The 18,509-nt window shown below is 48.0% G+C and carries 15 protein-coding genes; 6 read left to right on the top strand and 9 right to left on the bottom strand.

The features are described from left to right. On the bottom strand, nt 1-147 hold the full coding sequence (locus tag LN737_RS03320) for a hypothetical protein (protein WP_405516203.1): 147 nt from the start codon (nt 145-147) through the stop codon (nt 1-3). Between LN737_RS03320 and LN737_RS03315 the strand changes: the two genes are divergently transcribed. After that, a complete protein-coding gene (locus LN737_RS03315) occupies nt 142-2,160 on the top strand; it encodes a T9SS type A sorting domain-containing protein (RefSeq protein ID WP_405516201.1) in 2,019 nt (672 codons plus the stop codon). The genes LN737_RS03320 and LN737_RS03315 overlap by 6 nt on opposite strands. Before the next feature lie 42 nt (nt 2,161-2,202). Beyond that, the gene (locus LN737_RS03310) at nt 2,203-3,489 is read left to right on the top strand and encodes a D-alanyl-D-alanine carboxypeptidase (protein ID WP_405516199.1); all 1,287 of its coding nucleotides are present in this window, start codon (nt 2,203-2,205) and stop codon (nt 3,487-3,489) included. A 123-nt stretch (nt 3,490-3,612) separates the two neighbouring features. Here the strand turns inward: LN737_RS03310 and LN737_RS03305 are convergent, their stop codons facing one another. Genes LN737_RS03305 through LN737_RS03295 form a run of 3 tightly spaced genes read right to left on the bottom strand, consistent with a single transcriptional unit; the run spans nt 3,613 to nt 7,507 of the window. After that, nucleotides 3,613-5,073, bottom strand: coding sequence for a glycosyltransferase family 39 protein (locus tag LN737_RS03305; RefSeq protein WP_405516197.1), 1,461 nt, complete (start codon nt 5,071-5,073; stop codon nt 3,613-3,615). Between the two features lie 51 nt (nt 5,074-5,124). After that, nucleotides 5,125-6,204, bottom strand: a complete 1,080-nt coding sequence (locus LN737_RS03300) for a GNAT family N-acetyltransferase (RefSeq protein ID WP_405516195.1) — start codon at nt 6,202-6,204, stop codon at nt 5,125-5,127. A gap of 4 nt (nt 6,205-6,208) precedes the next feature. Continuing rightward, on the bottom strand, nt 6,209-7,507 hold the full coding sequence (locus tag LN737_RS03295) for an APC family permease (RefSeq protein WP_405516193.1): 1,299 nt from the start codon (nt 7,505-7,507) through the stop codon (nt 6,209-6,211). A 107-nt stretch (nt 7,508-7,614) separates the two neighbouring features. On the opposite strand from LN737_RS03295, the gene crcB reads away from it, so the two are divergent. Together crcB and LN737_RS03285 are read left to right on the top strand one after the other, a co-directional pair. Next, nucleotides 7,615-8,031, top strand: coding sequence for a fluoride efflux transporter CrcB (gene crcB, locus LN737_RS03290; RefSeq protein WP_405516191.1), 417 nt, complete (start codon nt 7,615-7,617; stop codon nt 8,029-8,031). Between the two features lie 48 nt (nt 8,032-8,079). Next, complete coding sequence (locus tag LN737_RS03285) at nt 8,080-9,489, top strand: M14 family zinc carboxypeptidase (protein ID WP_405516189.1); 1,410 nt, start codon at nt 8,080-8,082, stop codon at nt 9,487-9,489. Between the two features lie 340 nt (nt 9,490-9,829). Here LN737_RS03285 and LN737_RS03280 read toward each other — a convergent pair whose 3' ends face one another. Further along, nucleotides 9,830-13,060: a TonB-dependent receptor gene (locus LN737_RS03280; RefSeq protein WP_405516187.1), complete on the bottom strand. Its 3,231-nt coding sequence runs from the start codon at nt 13,058-13,060 to the stop codon at nt 9,830-9,832. A gap of 473 nt (nt 13,061-13,533) precedes the next feature. On the opposite strand from LN737_RS03280, the gene LN737_RS03275 reads away from it, so the two are divergent. Beyond that, complete coding sequence (locus LN737_RS03275) at nt 13,534-14,028, top strand: Rrf2 family transcriptional regulator (RefSeq protein ID WP_405516185.1); 495 nt, start codon at nt 13,534-13,536, stop codon at nt 14,026-14,028. 92 nt (nt 14,029-14,120) lie between these two features. On the opposite strand, the gene LN737_RS03270 is transcribed toward LN737_RS03275, so the two are convergent. Then, nucleotides 14,121-15,641 carry a DUF4301 family protein gene (locus tag LN737_RS03270; protein ID WP_405516183.1) on the bottom strand — a complete coding sequence of 507 codons (1,521 nt, stop codon included), beginning with the start codon at nt 15,639-15,641 and terminating at the stop codon, nt 14,121-14,123. Nucleotides 15,642-15,837: 196 nt separating this feature from the next. Here LN737_RS03270 and LN737_RS03265 point away from each other — a divergent pair, with 196 nt between their 5' ends. Continuing rightward, nucleotides 15,838-16,536 (top strand): HAD family hydrolase, encoded by a 699-nt coding sequence (locus LN737_RS03265; protein ID WP_405516181.1) that lies wholly within the window; start codon nt 15,838-15,840, stop codon nt 16,534-16,536. On the opposite strand, the gene LN737_RS03260 is transcribed toward LN737_RS03265, so the two are convergent. From LN737_RS03260 to ruvX, 3 genes are all read right to left on the bottom strand, one after another. Continuing rightward, a complete protein-coding gene (locus LN737_RS03260) occupies nt 16,520-17,305 on the bottom strand; it encodes an amidohydrolase (RefSeq protein ID WP_405516179.1) in 786 nt (261 codons plus the stop codon). The genes LN737_RS03265 and LN737_RS03260 overlap by 17 nt on opposite strands. Before the next feature lie 79 nt (nt 17,306-17,384). Beyond that, complete coding sequence (gene def, locus LN737_RS03255) at nt 17,385-17,957, bottom strand: peptide deformylase (protein WP_405516177.1); 573 nt, start codon at nt 17,955-17,957, stop codon at nt 17,385-17,387. Between the two features lie 70 nt (nt 17,958-18,027). Continuing rightward, nucleotides 18,028-18,444 (bottom strand): Holliday junction resolvase RuvX, encoded by a 417-nt coding sequence (gene ruvX, locus LN737_RS03250; RefSeq protein WP_405516175.1) that lies wholly within the window; start codon nt 18,442-18,444, stop codon nt 18,028-18,030. Between the last annotated feature and the right edge of the window lie 65 nt (nt 18,445-18,509).

The following is an 18,509-nucleotide window of genomic DNA, read 5'->3' as shown; positions in this document are numbered from 1 at the left end:
CTAGCCGAAAAGATTGCCCGGCGGGAGCTTAATGGTTCTACCGAAGCGGATATTGTTGCTGATTTTAACCGCAATAACGACTGGTACTACGGTACGGACGGAAAAACGCCGAAAGGGCAGAGCGATCTGGTAACGGCGGTATTGCATGAGCTGGCTCACGGGTTAGGATTTATCGGCTTCTTCGACGTAGTGAATGACAAAGGCGTTTATACGCAGGCTCTTCCATCCGTTTATGACTGTTTTCTGGAAAGTGGACAGGGGAAACGAGTTGCCGCTTCACCCAAAGAGTTTCCAAACAATACCGATGAGTTGCAGGGCGTATTGTCGGGGTATAATCTTTATTTGAACGGAGACGTACTGCGGCAGCGGACCGGTGGGCGAATCAAGCTTTTTTCGCCCTTCGACTTTGATCTGACGTACAGCGTTTATCATCTGGACGACCAAGAATATCCGGCCGGAAACGTTAATTCGCTGATGCGGGCTCACCTGGGGCGTGCCGAATCGATTCATACTCCCGGTCCACTGGTGCTTACGTTCTTTTCCGACCTGGAGTGGAAAACTACCTCTGTGCTGCACACGCCACCGTTGATTAATGAAGAGGTCAGCGATTTCGTATTTAGTACCCGTATTATCAGCGATACAGCTATAGTTGCTGGCTCGTCAAGGCTATTCTATCGAAAAACAAAACCCATTGCCGACGATACACTATCTTATGCGAACGTTCCGCTTACCCGGGTTGGCAACACTGATGAGTATAGGTTTACGCTCCCGGCTGCACAAGCGCAGGGTGAAATCTGGTATTTTTTTCAGGTGCAGGATGCCTCTGGCCGCACGTTCACCAATCCAGGGAAGTTGTTGGCTGGCGCCCAGACCTGGCATCATGTTTGGGTAGGCCCCGACAAAACGGCACCGTTTATCCTGTACAATCCGTCAAAAACGGCTGTTTTTTCAACGAATCAGACTGATAGCCTGCCCATTTACGCCCGCATTGCCGATGACATGACAGGAATATCGACTGCGTACGTTGATTATCAGATCAATGGTGTGGCTCAGCCGAATCTGCCATTGACCTATTCGGTGCAAACGATTGATAACATTACGTATGACAGCGTCTATGTAAACCGCATTACGTTTCCGGCAAACTCGCTGAAAGCCGGGGATAAAATCACGTACCGAATTGTTGCGCAGGATGGTTCGAAAGCAAAAAATCAGACGACAAGTCCCGCTACGGGGAGCTATCAGCTTTCGGTAGTGGCGCAGCTCCCGGTTCGCGACCAGTACGTTAATTCGTTTAATGAGGCATCTACAGCGAATGATTTCGTCGGGCGAGGGTTCAGTATCGCCACCCCCACTAATTTCGGCGATCCCGCTATTCATTCCGAACATCCCTATCAAAACGGCACCGATTTTCGGTTTCAGGGCAACTATGATTATACGTTGCTGGCACCGATTCGAATAAAAAACAATCCCGACAGTGCCGTTATCCGCTACGACGAGGTTGTGCTGGTTGAACCGGCCTATCCCGGCAGCCATTTCGGCGATCCCAATTTTTACGATTATGTGATTCTGGAAGGTTCCAGAGATAATGGCCATACGTGGTTACCCATCCGCGACGGTTATGATTCGTATGATATAAATGATTGGCAGAGCTACTACCAAAGCAGTTTGACCAATGGGTTGTATACTGAGCAAAACTCAACAGCTGTGGGGCATCCAGCCCTGTTCAGGCATCGCGATGTGCCAATTTTGCGGCCGGGCGGAGCGTTTCAGGCGGGTGAACAGATTCTGATTCGGTTCCGATTATTTGCCGATCAACTGGCTCACGGCTGGGGCTGGGCCATTGATAACCTTCGTATTCAGGCGCCGGCTGCCCTGGTTCTGGCAAACGAACCAACAAAAATCGGCAGGATGATTGTGTCGCCCAATCCAGCTACAGATGCGTTATTACGTCTGGAAGCCGATCTTGTTAAACCTGTTTCGGATGCACAGGTACGTATCAGCAACCCATCCGGGCAAATCGTTCGTCAGACTTACGTAAAGGTAAGGGGTACAAAAATCAGTGAGCAGATTGATGTAAGCGCATTAGCCGCTGGTTTGTATTTTGTGCAACTCGCCGTTGATGACTCGGTATTGACACAGAAGATCATCGTTGTGCACTGAGTCTTATCCTTTTCGTTTACAGCGTATTAGCCCCATCTGTTGATGAACAAACAAATTGCCATCGTCGTATCGTTGCTGATCACTAGCTGGCTGAATGGCTGCTCACCTGCCCGGCGATTAAGCCATGAACTGCAAACGAAACCAGGCTATACTGATCATTTTACGGGGGTTGCCCTGTACGATCCCGTTCGTAAAAAGGCCATCATTCAGCACAACGCCGACCAGCCGTTCACCCCCGCATCGAACACCAAGCTCTTTAGTTTTTACGCTGGCCTGCTGTCCCTACCCGATTCGCTTCCGGCTCTGCGCTACGTTGTTCGGAATGATTCACTTATTTTCTGGGGAACAGGAAATCCGCTCCTGCTGCACCCCGACGTAGTGGATACAGCTGCTCTGGCTTTTCTGCGAAATCGACCCGAAAAATTATTCTTCTCCCCAGCTAATTACGATGGGCCACGGTTTGGACCCGGCTGGGCCTGGGATGATTATAGCGACGATTACTCGCCTGAACTGGCGGCTTTGCCGATTTATGGTAATGTTGTTCGTTTTCGGAATGGTCGGATAAGTCCGCGCCAATTCGCCGATAGTGTACTTACAGATGGTAAACCGGCAAGTGGTGTGCGTCGTCTGGAATTCAGCAATCAATTTGTGCACTCGGCTGATCGTAAACCATTGCGGCAGGACGTACCTTTTCGCTGGTCGCCTGATCTGGCTGCCCGGCTTTTGGCTGATTCGCTTCATAAACCCGTCAATGTGCTTCAGTTACCCATGCCCGAAACTACCCGATTGTTGCGGGGTGCCCCGGCCGATTCGCTTTACAAGCGCATGCTGCACGTGAGCGATAACCAGTTTGCCGAACAGATTCCGTTTATGATCGCAGCAGAGCGTAACAAGCCTATGCTTGACCCTGACTCAGAACGAAATCGGCTGATTGACAGTGTTTTGCATTATGGGTCTGCATCGAAAGGGCAATTTCCGGCCAGGTGGGTAGACGGGTCGGGTCTGTCGCGTTATAATCTTTTCACACCGAACGTACTGATTGATCTGTTAGGTCGGATTTATACGAAAGTGCCTCAGCAACGACTGTTTACCCTGTTGCCTGCCGCTGGTCAGTCGGGCACGTTGCGGAGCATGGCAATGAATGGAAACCCCTATGTATTTGCTAAATCCGGCTCAATGACCAGCGTATATAACCTGAGCGGTTACGTACTTACACAACATGGAAAGATCCTGTATTTCAGTATCATGCATAATAATTTTACTCAGTCGGTTAGTGAAATGCGCCAACGTACGGCCGAACTTCTAAAGACAATTCACGAGCAGTTTTAAAGCTAGTCTGTGTCCGCCAGTAACTGGGTGAATGAACAGTAGGATAGTATGCGGTGATTAAGACGATTATTCTCCGCAAATTATGCGGAGAATAAAGTTTGTGCTGAAAAAGATATAGAGACTTTACTGTAAGTCATGGATTTCTATGTTTTTATCCGGTTGCCGGGCATATATACTGTTCCATTCGTCTTTAAAAATACGTTGGTAAGCGCCAATTCTTGCTGGGGCATTTATCGGGATTTCATAGCTCGCATTTAACCGATGATCGCTGATGACATACGCTACCTTGTCTCGATTAGCCTGCTCAAAAAAAGTTGCTAACAGCGTTGGTTTATTATGATCCTCCAGCAGGAAGTAGTAAGTCAACCCTTTGATTCTGTAATTGTCCATCTGCCCGAAAAAGAACTCAATAGGGGCAATTACGTTTGTATGTCGATGTGGCATATGCGAGGCTAGCAGGGTGTTATGCGCTTCTATATCCGGGGTATTTCTATTCTCGTTTATAACGTACACAAACTGGGTAATGGCTATCGCGCTGTAACCAACCAACATAATTCGAGCGACTGTTAATTGCCAGGGCGGCTGCCTAGGTACGTAATGGACCAGCCAAAAAGCGGCAAGAGCCGCCAGCCAGGGGACAAACAGGAGATAATAAATGTCGGTATCACTTTTGGTAAGCAACCAAAATGAAATGATTATCAGTATCGTATACAGTAAGAGAGGTTGTGTCAGTTGGATGTATTTTCGGAAGGCGAGGGCGCAGAGAAGGACCAATACGCTCAAGGCAGCCTCGTTTTGGCTGTGGAAAAAAATCTGATGATAGTCGACCATAACCATGAGCTTACTAGCCAGACTCATATTCTCCTGAGTAGCAGGATCGTCGCGAAACTGTGCGATTAGGGTTTGCAGTTGGCCATCCAAAAGGGCATCGAGTACATACAGGCTTAACGTAACGGAACCAGCTAAAGCAAAGCGAATTGTCGGGCGCCAGCCTTTCCTTAAAAAAAGCCAGATCGTGCCAGCGACAAGGTAAATCAGGCCATTCAGATGGGTTAGGGCTGATAATCCGGCCAGTATACCTGCCAGCAAAGGTTTTGTCGGGGAGGGCTTTGGTGGATCAAGGGCAAGGTAAGAGGCAAATCCCAGCGCCATGCACATGGTTTCGGGGCGATTGACAGAGATGAACCGAATTAACGTACCACAGCCAAAATAGAGTAAAACCGACAGCCACTGCTGTTCACGCGATTGGTTACGCCCGTACAACCAGACCAGATACCCGCCTGCCAAGCCAAAAAATATACTGACAATTTTGTTGGATGGAACAGAAATGCCCGTTACGTGCATCACGAGTGCCCCGGCATAGATGAAGAGCTTGTGAAAGACGTAGATGCCGTGTTCCCAGCCATTGTAGCCACGGAATAATTCCGACCGAACCTGCCCGTCGCGTATCAGCCAGAATGATTGCTCGGCAAACCAGGCTTCATCGTAATATTCAGCCCGGTTATAAAAAGACCATATCAGGGCGCAACTCAGGAGCCCGAATACAAGCTGATACGTACGACGGGAAAAGATGATAAAAGGCATGGGTGAACACTTTTATACACGACACAGACCGAAATATTGAGAAAGATCAGGCTACGTAAAATCAAAGGAAGAAACGTAAACGGGTTTTTCTGAAAGTTTAGCAACTATTGACTTGTCCTCTGCTTTTACCATTACGTGGGTAAGAATATTTTTTTGGTAACCACTTAATCGTCCCATTTTTTTAGTGTCTGAAAGCGAACGGTTTAGCGGATCAGTTATATCGACTTGTAGCAGTGCTGAATGGTACCCAAAATAAGCCAGTACACTTTCCAGAAGAACCGGCAATTCCGCTTCCCGGCCCTCTTTCACGTAAATGCCTTCTAAAGCAACAAACTGATATTGCGATGGATTGAAAAAACGGCGGGTTGCTGAGAAGCGTGGGAGAATATTCATCATAATCCAGCCAATCCGGCCGGGCATCGCCAGAAAATTCCAGCAAACCGGATTAGCCTGCACCCCGGCTATTACGTCGTCCTTCTCCAGGAGCGTGAAGTAATTGCCTTCATGACCAATTTTCGCCAGCGTCGTGAGGGAATGTTTTTTGTAGGATTGACTCAGAATACTCTTCAGGCTGCCGTTGTCTTGAATAGAGATGCGCGAAAACTGAGGAGCAATTTTTGGCGCGTAACGTCGGAAGACAAATGTTTTTAAGGTAGCAACAGACTTGAAGCCCTCGCTTTGCGATATACGTAACGAGCGGCTGTTTTTTTCTTCAATAAAAGAGTAAAAAATGAGCGGTTCCTGACAGTTTACTTCTACGTATCGAATCGCCTGCTCTTTTATCAACCGTCCGTACCCCTTTCCCTGATGCGCGCGGGCTATTGCTAAATAACGACCATAATACGCCTGAATAAATTCCCCGGCCTGTATACTGACAGTTCGCTCATCCAGGCAATACATACCAATCAGCTCATCAGCAAAAAACAGGTGAAAGAAAAAAGGATTCGAGAGCTGACGTATTTTTTGTTCCTGACCTATGTGCTGGTACTGAATGCCATTGGTGCCATAAATGGTCTGTTTAAGCAAGGCTACGGCTGCTACATCCGCCGTTTTGCGTACCCGGATTTGAAGCGGTCCCTTTTGGTACGTAACGGCTTCATCAATCCCATTTTCGCCAATTAATCCGTTCATACAATCAGCGCTTGACCAACAGGTAAATTGGATAGCTGATGGCTATGAACCCAATGGCATACATACTGCTCGAAAAATCACCGATGACAACGCCTAATAGAAACGCCAGTGAAATAATCAGCAGTGTCCAGGTTGAAAAAGGGTATCCCCAGGCGTGAACAGGCCGGGGTAAATCGGGTTCGGTCTGGCGCAGGCGGATCAGTGCCGCAAAGCAGGAAGCGTAGCATAGTACGAAAAAAAACGTAGCAATGTCAGATAACTTGCTGTACGTATTGGTCAGAATCATTAGAATGGAGGCTCCGGCTGTCAGAATTGTAGCATTGATGGGCGTGCCGCCTTCACTGACCTGCGTAACAAACCGAAAAAATAAGCCATCGCGTCCCATTGCGAAAATAACGCGCGGGTTAAACATAATCTGTGCATTGATAATCCCCATAATGGAAATCATCAGCAGGAACGTAACGACCTGAGCACTGCCCGGCCCAAACAGCAACTGTACCGCATCGGCAGCGGGTAGTTTTGACCCGGCCAGCGCCGATACCGGCAGTACGTAGAGCAACGCCAGATTGACCAGAATATAAATGCCAATGATGAGCAGGACTCCTCTGATCATCGACCGGGGTAAGTTACGGCTTGGGTCTACATCTTCTTCGGTGAAATAAGCGGCCGTGTGCCAGCCGTCGTACGTGTAGAAAACGGCCTGTAAAGCCGCCAGAATACCAACCCAGATGTTTCCTTCAGCGAGTGATCTGACCGTATCGGCGGGTATTGGTTTATCGGGTGTTACCGCAAAACAAACAACAACAAACGCCAGTAAACCTACGGCCTTCAATACGCTCATAACCTCCTGCGCTCTACTGGCTAAACGTACGCCAATGGAGTGAAAAGCCACAAAAGCGATCAAAATTCCGATGGCGATAGCTTTTTGATAGGATACCATAGCGGGAGACAGCAGCCCAATGTACTCGCTCATGACGGCCGCCCCGAACGCCATAGCTGATACGCTGCCCAGCCAACTGCTGATGCCAATGATAAACCCGATATAATTGCCAAATGCCCTGTGGGCGTATACGTACCAGCCCCCCGCTTTGGGCAGCATTGTACCTAACTCCATAACCGACAACGAACCTGCCAGGGCATACAGCCCAACAGCCAGCCAAACGGCAATAATCAGCGTCGGACTGCCAATATCGTGGGCAATGGGTCCCGGCTTCCGAAGAATACCTGTACCTACCGTACCGCCAATGGTTACGGCCACGCCGAACCCGACGCCTAACAATTTTTTGAGCTGGTTTTGAGCCATTGCACGGTAGGTGAACGTAAGATGCTGAATAATGGGAACGGTAATCTTACAATGATAAGGAAAAAAGCCCTTGTTGCGAGAAGCTACAACCCTCCCGGACGGCTACAATGGCGTTTTTTTGTAAGTTTGTCGGTATGAGAGCCTTGTTTATGCACCCGTACGTGCTGGTGTTTGTGGGTGGGGGCATCGGCAGTCTGACGCGATACATGGCCGGACGATTGATTCCCGCTACGTTGTTGGGCACCCCGTTTCCCAATGCCATTCTGATCGTCAACGTACTGGCGAGTTTTGTACTCGGTTTGGTGGTTGGCTGGGTCATAAGCCGGTCGGCGGGTGAAGAAGTCCGCTTGTTCATTGGTGTTGGCTTTTGCGGAGGTCTCAGTACATTCTCGAGTTTTAGCTACGATACGGCCGCGCTGCTGCAAAACGGACGATTCGGTGTGGCTTTGCTGAATATCGTGCTGAACGTAGTACTTTGCCTATTGGCTTCCTTTGGTGGACTATGGCTCAGCCAGAAACTCTGACTCAGCATGATAGCTCCCCTTACTTCTGGCCTTCTATTTGTATTGCTAATGATCTCAACTTTTTCGTCCGCTCAGGACCTGGCGCGTCGGCTGCACGACGCACACGAAACGTTTAAAGAAAAAAAACTGACCCATCGTCGATTCAAGCACCAGGATATTGTACCGTTGCTAAATGCCTTAAGCGACCCCCTTTCGATCAGTCAGGTGGGTGAATCGCTGGAAAAACGAGCTATTTATCAGGTAAAAGCGGGGAGTGGGCAGACTAAAGTTCTGCTGTGGAGCCAGATGCACGGCGATGAAGCGACGGCGACCATGGCCCTCTTCGATATTTTTAACTTTTTACAGGCTCGAAACGATGGTTTCGACGAGTTACGCCAGACGATACTGACAAAGACTACGCTGCATTTTGTGCCGATGCTGAATCCCGATGGTGCCGAGCGGTTTCAGCGCCGAACCGCTACGGATATTGATATGAACCGCGATGCGCTACGGTTACAGACGCCGGAAGGAGCCATTCTTAAAAATCTGCAACAAACGCTGCAGCCCCTCGTTGGCTTCAATCTGCATGATCAGAATCCGCGCTATGGCGTCGGCAAAACCGGCAAACAGGCAGTTGTGTCATTTTTGGCGACGGCTTTCGATGAAGACCGGAACATCAACGACGTTCGCCAGCGATCGATGCAGCTCATTGTGGGTATGAACCGGGTGCTGCAACAATTTATACCGGGTCAGATTGCGCGTTATGACGATGAGTTTGAGCCGCGGGCGTTTGGCGACAACATTCAGAAGTGGGGAACAACGCTGATCCTGATTGAGTCGGGCGGGTATAAAGGGGATTCAGAAAAAATGGCCATCCGGCGGCTAAATTTTGTGGCCATCCTATCGGCATTGAAAGCAATTGCCGATGGCTCGTACCGGCAGGAAGAAACGGCCAATTATCAGGCTATTCCTGAAAATGGCAGGCCGTTGTTCGATGTTCTGATCCGCAACGCTACCGTCATGCGCGATGGCCACCCCGTTATTGTCGATGTGGGGATCAATCATAATGAAGTAAATGACAAGGCTGCAAACGCATTCTCCTACAAAAGCATTATTGACGATATTGGTGATCTGTCGACATTTTATGGTCTGGAGGAGATTGACGCCACCGGTCTTACGCTGACCCCTGCTTATGCCTATACTGATACGCTCAGCTCTGTTGCGGACTTATCGAAGCTGGATTTACCTTCTCTCCGACGTGAGGGTATTCTTATTTTTCCAGTCCGAAAAGCACAGGATGACACGTTTCCGGCCCAAGCGGTGCACGTACTATACGAAGGTGAACTGCCAGCACAACCGCTTCAACTGGAGCAGATTCCAACGTTTCTGTTAAAGAAAGGTGACCAGATCCAGTACCGGTTTGTCAATGGTTTCTGGAAAGAAAATCCCGTCGGCTTACAGAATGGAGTGGTTGATTAATCATCGGTGCAAAGATAATTCTACCGTAACATTGGCGTAACGTTCGTGTAATAGCCGATGGATAGCTTTGTCCTGTTGTTGAAACACGAAAAACTGTCATTAAAATTCATATTGGTGTCGCATAGAAAGGCCAGGGCTTTGCGCTGGCTTTTTCTTTTGTGCTATGTGTACAGCTCGAAAACGTACCCTGCATAATGGCATACTTGCGTACTGCTAATCCGATCATTTTCAGATAACCATTCGATCGCTACAGAATCAGATCAGCCTCAATTTGTATTCAATAAAAACGCAAGAAGCCCAGCTATGCAGCCGGGCTTCTTGCGTTGGTTAAAAAGGAAGTTTAAAAATTGTAGCGGGCTCCCAACTGCATTTGCCAACGCGATCCAAGCGGATCGATAGAATAAGGTGCCGATGGACGCGACCAGCTAAAGGTTGGATCGCCCGTACCGGGGTTCGTTGCCCGAGCTAAGCCAATCGACGCTGTTGAGTTGAACGTATTGGGCGAGAAATAGTAGTAACCTAACTTTTTATCGAGCAGATTCAGAAAGTTGATGACATCATAGCTGATCTGAATCGATTGACGCCCTTTTAGTTTGAACTCATGCAGGAAACGCAGATCCATCGTGTTGTTCCAGGGCGTACGGCCAGCGTTACGTTCCGTAAAATTACCTTTCCGTGTTTTCAGATAAGGATCGGATTCAACAAAGGCCATGAAATCCGTTGCCTGTGTACCGGTTGGTAATAGTTTCTGGGCTTCAGTCAGATCGCGGGGAATATAAGCTAAGCTGTTTGCCTGTGCAGAACCATCGATGGTTGTGTTAACATAGCCCCACGAAAACGGCGTACCGGATTGAAGCGAGTAAAACAGCGTAACGGTGGTAGCGTTACGTGGATTCCAGATGTATCGATAATTAACCGTACCTACAATCCGATTGCGGATATCGAAGTTCGAGTAAGCCAGTTGCGGATTGTTTGGATTCAGTGCCTGATTCAGCTGCCAGTTCGATTCCATCGAATTCCGGATTCCGTTGGTCAGGTCATAGGCTTTGCCGTACGTATAGGCTGCTGAGAACCCAAAGCCCGCTGGGAAATTCTTTTGAATCTGAGCCGTCAGGCTGTAGCGATATCCTTTGTTTGTGTTCGACAGCAGATAGGCATTGGCGAAGTTGTTGTCTATTCGCTGAGCACCAGCCGTACCGTTCGCTGCTACGTAAATTGGCTGCTGGTGTTGCGTGTCATAGCTATAATAGCGAACAACGTCTTTAGTGTTTACCTGCTGGAATTTCAGGTCGTTGATCACTTTCGTGTATAAACCTTCAAGAGTAAACTTATAGCCGCCAACTGTGTAATCGACAGCTACGTTGCTGCGGAACATCTGCGGCATTTTGAAGTTGTTGTCGATTAAGTCAACCTGCGTACGGGTCACACCACCGTTGGCCGGATTGTTGTTGATCAGTAACCCACCATTCGGAACGAGCGGATCGCCAACCAGCTTGTTTGTCGCCGTAGCATTGTTGTTGAAGTCATACGCTCCATAGCCTACACCGTTGTTGTAGAAGGCGTAACCGAGCCAGGCAAAAGGAATCCGGCCCGTAAACAAGCCCGTTCCGCCACGGATGACAACACTTTTATCGCCTTTCACATCATACGTAAAGCCTAAGCGGGGCGACACCTGAACATTATTCAGGTAATTATTGCGGATCTGATTCAGAGGGGTGAAGCTATACGTGTTCCCCATGTTCATTTGATCGCCAGCCGAATTGCTTACCTGCGAGCTTAAAACAGGCTTATGAGGAAGTCCTGCGTAATCAAAACGAATACCGGGCGATAGTTTAATCCGATCCGTCAACTGAATATCATCCTGCGCATATAAGCTCAACAGATTGACATTGAAGTGCGCATACGGATTGTTGAACTGTGCATCCAGGTTATTTGATGGATCAGAAAATGGGTAAGAACCCCGCACACGGTTAGGAACTTTCGCCAAGAATTCATCAACCGACCGGTACGAAATCCGTCCGTTTGGCGAGTTTACAAATCCGTAGTCGATGGTATAAAACTCGTTGTGCGTACCAACTGTAAACGTGTTCTTGCCTGCGTAGAAAGTGAAATTGTCGGTTACCTCAAACGTCTTCTGCCGCATGTTGAACACCGACGCTTCGCGGTCGTTGCCTAAGAAAATCGTTCCGCCGTTATAACCAATTTCGACCTGCGGGAAAGTTCTGACATTCGATAACGTATTACGGAAGTCATGTACGCTGGAATAACCAACGATTAAACTGTTCGAAGCCCGGCCACTAAACTGACTTTTTAACTCGGCAACCGTACTGCTCTGGTTGTTCGTTTGCTTGAAGTCGATGCTGCCAAAGCGGAAGTTCTGCGCATCACGCTCCAGGTTCGTTGCTTCCGAAAATACAGTGTTGTTCCGAATACTGAGCTGGTTTTTATCGTTGATGTTCCAGTCCAGGCGGTTGAAGAATTTCGTGCTGTTCGAATAAATGGCGTAATCACCGTATGACCCGGCATCCAGACCGTAGTTTTCCTTAACGAACGTACTGATTTGCTGAGCTACCGCTGCATCTTTAATCAGTGAGCTTGGCGTACCGGCCTGAAACTGAACCGGGTCCTGCCGGCGTGTAATTTCTTCGTTTGTGAAGAAAAACAGTTTGTTCTTGATAATTGGAAACCCTACCCGAACACCCGTTTGGTATTCGTGAAATGTATTAGGCAACTTTTCTTTGGCTGCCGAAGCGCCATTCCAGGTGCCAGTCAGGGCAGAGTTACGACCAAAACCATACACAGAGCCCGTTACGTCGTTTGTGCCACTCCGGGTTACGGCATTTACCGAGCCCCCCAGGAAGTTACCCAGACGTACATCATAGGGCGCTACGGCCACCTGAATGTCCTGAATGGCATCCAGACTGATTGGGTTTGTACGCGTACTTGAGCCGGGCTGACCCGATGTGCCCGTTGAACCGCCCAGCGACGGGCTAAAACCAATAGCATCGTTATTAATAGCACCGTCGACCGTTACGTTGTTATACCGGAAATTAGTACCTGCAAACGAATTGTTGTTGTTTGCCTGTGGCGACAAACGCGTCATATCGGTCAGGCTTCGCGAGATGGTTGGTAAACGACGGATGGTTTCTCCATTTACGCTAATACCTGCGCCCTGGCGTTCGCCTTCGCGGCTTCCCTTTACGACAACTTCTGTTAATTGAGCACTGGCGTCTTTAAGCGTAATATTCAGATTGGTCGTTTCGCCGAGCTGGAGCGTTACGTCCGATAAGGTTTCTGTATTGTAGCCAACGTAGGTGACCACCACCTGATAGGGGCCGCCTGCATTCATGCTGTTAATCCGGAAACGCCCTTCCAGATCAGTTACAGCAGCATATTTGGTTCCGGTAGGAGTATATACGGCCTGCACCGTTGCTCCGGGAAGACCTTCTTTTTTGGCGTCTGTAATGTGACCGCTTAGTCCACTAGTTGTTACTTGTGCCCAGGCAGACGTAACGGAAAAAATAGAAGATACGGATAGAATGAGTAGAAATACTAAGTAAGAAAACTTCATTTGCTTATAGCTAACTGATTTCGGTGCAAAATTCAGTGAAAACTACAGGCAGCATGTTAGGTGAATGTTATGAAATCGATAGAGCGTGTTAAGCTTTTGTTAAGTGGCGCAAAAACTATCAGAAAGATTAAATTTTAATGTCAAGATAAAGAATTTAGTACCGGAAAAGGCTGAAAATCACGGGAAATGGCGCCGATTAGTTTTTACTTGATGAATTTGAAAAAAAATATGTTACTTATTCATCATTTGTTCGTCTATTACTCGACTAAATCCATGAACTTTTAGGAAGTTGATGGGTGTTCGGAATAAAAATGAATAAAGACGTAGTAGCGATAGTTACCGTATATGTGTAATTGTTAACTACTTGCTTGTCTTATCGTTATTTAATTGCTAATTTGGTAGCCTGTAGCGGACCTTTACCGAAATAGAGCTACTTTCTATAATAAACTATAACCCGCTAATTCACCGTAACAATGATTTCTAAAAAAGCCAAATATGCGATTAAAGCCCTCAAGGTTTTAACGGAGGAGTATGGCAAAGGCCCTGTGCTGATTTCTTATATTTCAGCAAAAGAAAACATTCCCAAAAAATTTCTGGAAGCTATTTTGCTGGAACTGCGTAACCACGGTATTCTGCAAAGTCAGAAAGGGAAAGGAGGAGGCTATTTGCTACGCGTTGATCCGAGTCGGGTTAATCTGGCGCAGGTTTTGCGCGTGATCGATGGGCCTATAGCCCCCACGCCCTGCGTATCGTTCAATTTCTATGTGAAATGCGACGATTGCGACGACGAAGTAACCTGTGCGCTACGTCCCATCATGGAACAGGTTCGGGATGCAAACCTGAGCGTCTATGAGAACACTACGTTAGTAACCTTCCAAAATCCGGTTTCATTCGACGGCAAGGATATTGCTGTTGGAACGCAGGGTTCTGGTCTGGCCGATACGCTTTCGAACCGGGTAACGGCTTAATTTTCTGTCGTTTAATAGAGTAAAACCAAAAAGGTCTGATGTTCAAGCTGTTTGAACATCAGACCTTTTTGGTTTACTCTCAGCCATTAGTGTTATTCTTCTATTTCCGAGGGCTGATGTTCTTTACGCAGTAAATCGTTTACGGTTTTAACAGGATTGAACGTAATAAGCGGAACTTCGACAAAAAGCGTGTTCCAGTCGGCCATGGCGCCATTCCAGAGGCCGGGCAACTCCTGCGCTTTGAGATCTTTCCCATCTTTCGATTTCGCCGTAATAAAACCCGTTTGTGGGTCGCGATAAGCTGGGAGTTCATATTTACGGCCGTTAGCGTCCTTGAGCCCGCATACCAGATCGACTGGATTGAAGTGTGTAGCTTCGTCAAAAATCGCTTTCTGGGCGGAGTTAGCTAAATCAATCTGCGCGGATTCCACCACTTGCAGGGATACCGATCCATCCTGATTTTGAGCCCAGAACGGTCCTCCGCCGGGTTCGCCAACATTTTTGACCATACCACATACCCGCACCGGCCGGTTTAGCTTCCGGCGGAAATAGTCCAGCTTTTCGGCTTTCGATACGTTTTCGAAGCCTTCCGGGGGCAACGTATAGAGCGTACGTCTGAAAAGCTCATCAGCTTCTGCCAGATAGCCATCACTTACGTCGTCGCTTTCCAATAACCCTTGTAAACGAGCAATTTGCTGCTGTGCATCGAGCAAAACGGCCGCCAATACTTTTTTATACGTAATGGTTGGCTCCTTAATCTCATCCGGAACGACATTGTCAATATTTTTAATGAAGACAATATCCGCATCAATATCATTGAGATTTTCAATCAGTGCGCCGTGCCCTGCTGGCCGGAAAAGCAGCGATCCGTCGGCGTTACGGAATGGTGAATTATCCGGATTGACCGAAATGGTATCCGTTGATTTTTTCTGCTCGGAAAAGCTAATATCGAACGTAACGCCGAGCCAGGCTTCGTAATCCGCCTTTTGCTCGTTGATGAGTTGCTCGAAGCGGGAGCGGTGTTCGGGCGAAACGGTGAAGTGTATTTTAACCAGGCCATCGGAGTTGGCATAGGCGGCCCCCTCTACTAAATGCTCCTCAACGGGTGTTCGGGGGCCATCGGCGTACTGATGGAATTTAAGCAGCCCTTTGGGTAAACTACCGTAATCCAGTCCATCACTGGTCAGTAAAAACTGTAAAACGGTTTTGCGGTCATTTTCAGCTACGGCCCTGTCTAAATCTTTACCTCCGGCAGCCATAGCGGCTTTCAGGTCTTCGTAAAAGGCAAAGTCGGTCAGGCGGACAAACACCTCATCGACAGATTTGTCCGATTTGCCGTCCAGAGCCGCGAACAGCGATTTAAACATACGGGTAGCGGCACCCGAAGCAGGCACGAATTTAACCAGATCGCGCTCGTGAGCGGCTGCATCGAAACGATGGATATAAGCCGGAATCTGTTCTTCATTTACACGCACGATACCATCACCAATGGTAGCGGCTTTGATGACATTCAAATAAGGAAAGCCTTGAACGAAATGGTCTATTTGCTGGTCAATCTGGTCGAGTGTAGCACCCTGCGCCAGAATCTGGTCCTGATCTTGTTCAGTAAACATATTGATAAAAAGGGGAAAATAGCGTTAGGAACGGATGGCAAATTGGGTATTTAAGCAATCTGACGCAAATCAAATTTTCATAAAGTCAAGACAACAGGCCGATCGCTTTCGGTTCGTTTACGCAGGCCCATTCGAGCGTAGCGTTACCCGTAATTGCTTTACCTTTGTATTTTCCAGGAAGCACAATACATAAACGATGAAACTTATTGCCTTCGACGCCGACGATACACTTTGGGTTAACGAGCCAAACTACGTAGATGTTAAGCAGGAATTGTGTACACTGCTTTCGCATCACGTAGATGAAGAGACGCTCACGAACCGCTTTTACGACGCGCAGATCCGCAACCTGCATATTTTCGGTTATGGAGCCAAGAGTTTTATTCTGTCGATGATCGAAACCGCTATTGAATTGACCGATGGGGCCATTACAGGCTATGAAATTCAGCAGATCATTGATGTTGGGCGACGACTGATTGATTTTCCAATTGACGTATTGGATGGGATTCCGGAAGTGCTGGAAACGCTGTCAAAAGATTTCGATTTGATGGTGCTGACCAAAGGCGATCTGTTCGATCAGGAAAGCAAGATTGCCCGTTCCGGATTAGGGCATTACTTCAAGCATGTTGAAATCGTCAGCGAAAAAAATGAGCAGGCGTATCAGCGGGTTTTGCAGAAGTATAATGTACGGCCATCTGATTTCATCATGATCGGCAACTCATTGAAATCGGATATTTTGCCTGTGGTACACATTGGCGCTCGAGCCATACACATACCCTATGCCATTACGTGGGTGCATGAGCAGGTGGCGGACGAACACTTGGTTGGTAAATCGTTTACGACGCTTGAGAGTGCCCGGGAGCTATTGGCGATCCTGAAAATCAAAGAGATAAATTAAAACTGTCTGCGTCCAGATTCGCCGGGAATTTTTCCCGAAAAGCGCTTAGTTCATCGAGGGAGAGTGTGTGCTGATGAACAATTTCGGAGTCGGCGTGCCGGAATAAAATATCTCCTTTAAAATCAATTATTGACGAATCGCCCGTGTACGGATGCCCATTGCCATCGGTACCAACCCGATTGACGCCAACGACGTAGCTTAGATTTTCGATAGCACGAGCCTGCAGCAGCGTGTTCCAGGCGGTACGTCGGGCAGCGGGCCAGTTGGCTACATACAGCAGTAAATCATAGGCAAATTCATGGGATTGACCATCCGTATTGCGGCTCCAGACCGGAAAGCGGAGATCGTAACAGATAAGCGGGCAAATACGCCAGCCTTTCCATTCTTTAATCAGTCGATCTGAGCCCGCCGTGTAAATACCATCCTCACCCGCCATCCGAAACAGGTGCCGTTTGTCGTATGTATCAAACTGACCGTCGGGCTGCATCCAGATGAGCCGGTTATAATAATGACCTCCTTCCTGAACAACATAGCTACCTGTCACCACGGCGCTTGTCTGCGCAGCCATTTGCTTCAGCCACCGAAACGTAGTCAGGTTCATCGGCTCAGCTACAGCACGGGCGTCCATCGTGAAGCCTGTCGTAAACATTTCCGGCAAAATGATCAGGTCGGTGGACTGCGCTACGTTGAAAATACGCTCCTCCAGTGTGGCTCGGTTCGCCACAGGATCATGCCAATACAGATCGGGTTGGAGGAGGGTGATACGCATAGAGGGAGGAGGGAAAAGGAGAAGGGAAAAGGGATAGTAACTGTAACGTTCTTTCTGCCTTCTCCCTGTTCCCTTCTCCTTATTTTGGAAATTTCATTTTGTATTCCGCATCAGTTTTGCCTTTCGAGATATCGGCTAGTTTTTTCTTGATGAGCTGACGACGGAGGCTGGGCAGGTAATCCGTGAATAGTTTCCCGTCGAGGTGGTCATATTCGTGCTGAATAATACGGGCGGCCATGCCTTCGTACTCTTCTTCATGTTCGTTCCAGTCGGTGTCGTAATAATGAATAACAACGATTTCAGGCCGAAATACTTCTCCTCGAATGCCTGGAATGCTGAGGCAGCCTTCTTCAAATCCCCAATCGTCACCGGCTTCTTCGATGATTTCAGGGTTAATGAATACTTTTTTGAAGCCAATCAGGCTTTTATCAATCTCTTCTTCCGGCTCATCTTCGTTAAGAGGTTCGCCATCAACCACAAACATTCGAATGCTTTGCCCAATCTGGGGCGCTGCTAAACCGACGCCCGAGGCTGCATACATGGTTTCGAACATATTCTGGCTCAACGTTTTGACGTCAATGCTTCCGGGCTCAATCTCTTTGGCGCGCTTTCGGAGAACCGGGTCGCCATAAGCAATAATAGGGAGAATCATAATTTTAATTATGAATTATGAATGATAAATCATGAATTATCTTTAGCCTGCATTCATCATTTATTATTCATCATTCTTTTCTGCTTTCCATATACGATTGAAGAATAATAGCTGCACTGACTTTGTCAATGTTGCCTTTCTCGCGTCGATCTTTTTTTGTGCTACCACCTGCTATCATAGCCTGAAGTGCCATAACGGACGTAAAGCGCTCGTCATGCCAATAAACCGGGATATCAGGCAGTGCGTTCTGTAAATGTGTTACAAATTTTCGGACACGGGGCGTATTATCCGTATCGGCACCGTCCAGCCCTTTCGGAAGCCCAACGATAAATGCGTCGACAGTCTCCCGGGCGGTATAAGCTTTCAAAAATTTCAGGACTTCATGCGAGGGTACCGTTTCCAGCGCCGACGCAATTAATTGCAACGGATCTGTGACGGCGATGCCAGTTCGTTTCGAGCCGTAGTCAATTGCTAATAGTCGTGCCATTTCGGTAACAAAGGTACGAAGGGCATTCGCGGGGTGCAAGAGGAGGAAGATTGCAGACGGGGAAC

Source organism: Spirosoma sp. KNUC1025 (assembly GCF_045160025.1).
Classification (GTDB): domain Bacteria; phylum Bacteroidota; class Bacteroidia; order Cytophagales; family Spirosomataceae; genus Spirosoma.
The sequence above is the reverse complement of the archived record's forward strand: the minus strand, read 5'-3'. Positions and strand labels throughout refer to the sequence as shown.

Excerpts from the sequence above, each read along its gene's own strand:
- LN737_RS03320 (WP_405516203.1), bottom strand. The coding sequence starts at position 147 with ATGCAATACCGCCGTTACCAGATCGCTCTGCCCTTTCGGCGTTTTTCC.
- LN737_RS03310 (WP_405516199.1), top strand. The coding sequence starts at position 2,203 with ATGAACAAACAAATTGCCATCGTCGTATCGTTGCTGATCACTAGCTGG.
- LN737_RS03305 (WP_405516197.1), bottom strand. The coding sequence starts at position 5,073 with ATGCCTTTTATCATCTTTTCCCGTCGTACGTATCAGCTTGTATTCGGG.
- LN737_RS03300 (WP_405516195.1), bottom strand. The coding sequence starts at position 6,204 with ATGAACGGATTAATTGGCGAAAATGGGATTGATGAAGCCGTTACGTAC.
- LN737_RS03295 (WP_405516193.1), bottom strand. The coding sequence starts at position 7,507 with ATGGCTCAAAACCAGCTCAAAAAATTGTTAGGCGTCGGGTTCGGCGTG.
- crcB (WP_405516191.1), top strand. The coding sequence starts at position 7,615 with ATGGCGTTTTTTTGTAAGTTTGTCGGTATGAGAGCCTTGTTTATGCAC.
- LN737_RS03285 (WP_405516189.1), top strand. The coding sequence starts at position 8,080 with ATGATCTCAACTTTTTCGTCCGCTCAGGACCTGGCGCGTCGGCTGCAC.
- LN737_RS03280 (WP_405516187.1), bottom strand. The coding sequence starts at position 13,060 with ATGAAGTTTTCTTACTTAGTATTTCTACTCATTCTATCCGTATCTTCT.
- LN737_RS03275 (WP_405516185.1), top strand. The coding sequence starts at position 13,534 with ATGATTTCTAAAAAAGCCAAATATGCGATTAAAGCCCTCAAGGTTTTA.
- LN737_RS03270 (WP_405516183.1), bottom strand. The coding sequence starts at position 15,641 with ATGTTTACTGAACAAGATCAGGACCAGATTCTGGCGCAGGGTGCTACA.
- LN737_RS03265 (WP_405516181.1), top strand. The coding sequence starts at position 15,838 with ATGAAACTTATTGCCTTCGACGCCGACGATACACTTTGGGTTAACGAG.
- LN737_RS03260 (WP_405516179.1), bottom strand. The coding sequence starts at position 17,305 with ATGCGTATCACCCTCCTCCAACCCGATCTGTATTGGCATGATCCTGTG.
- def (WP_405516177.1), bottom strand. The coding sequence starts at position 17,957 with ATGATTCTCCCTATTATTGCTTATGGCGACCCGGTTCTCCGAAAGCGC.
- ruvX (WP_405516175.1), bottom strand. The coding sequence starts at position 18,444 with ATGGCACGACTATTAGCAATTGACTACGGCTCGAAACGAACTGGCATC.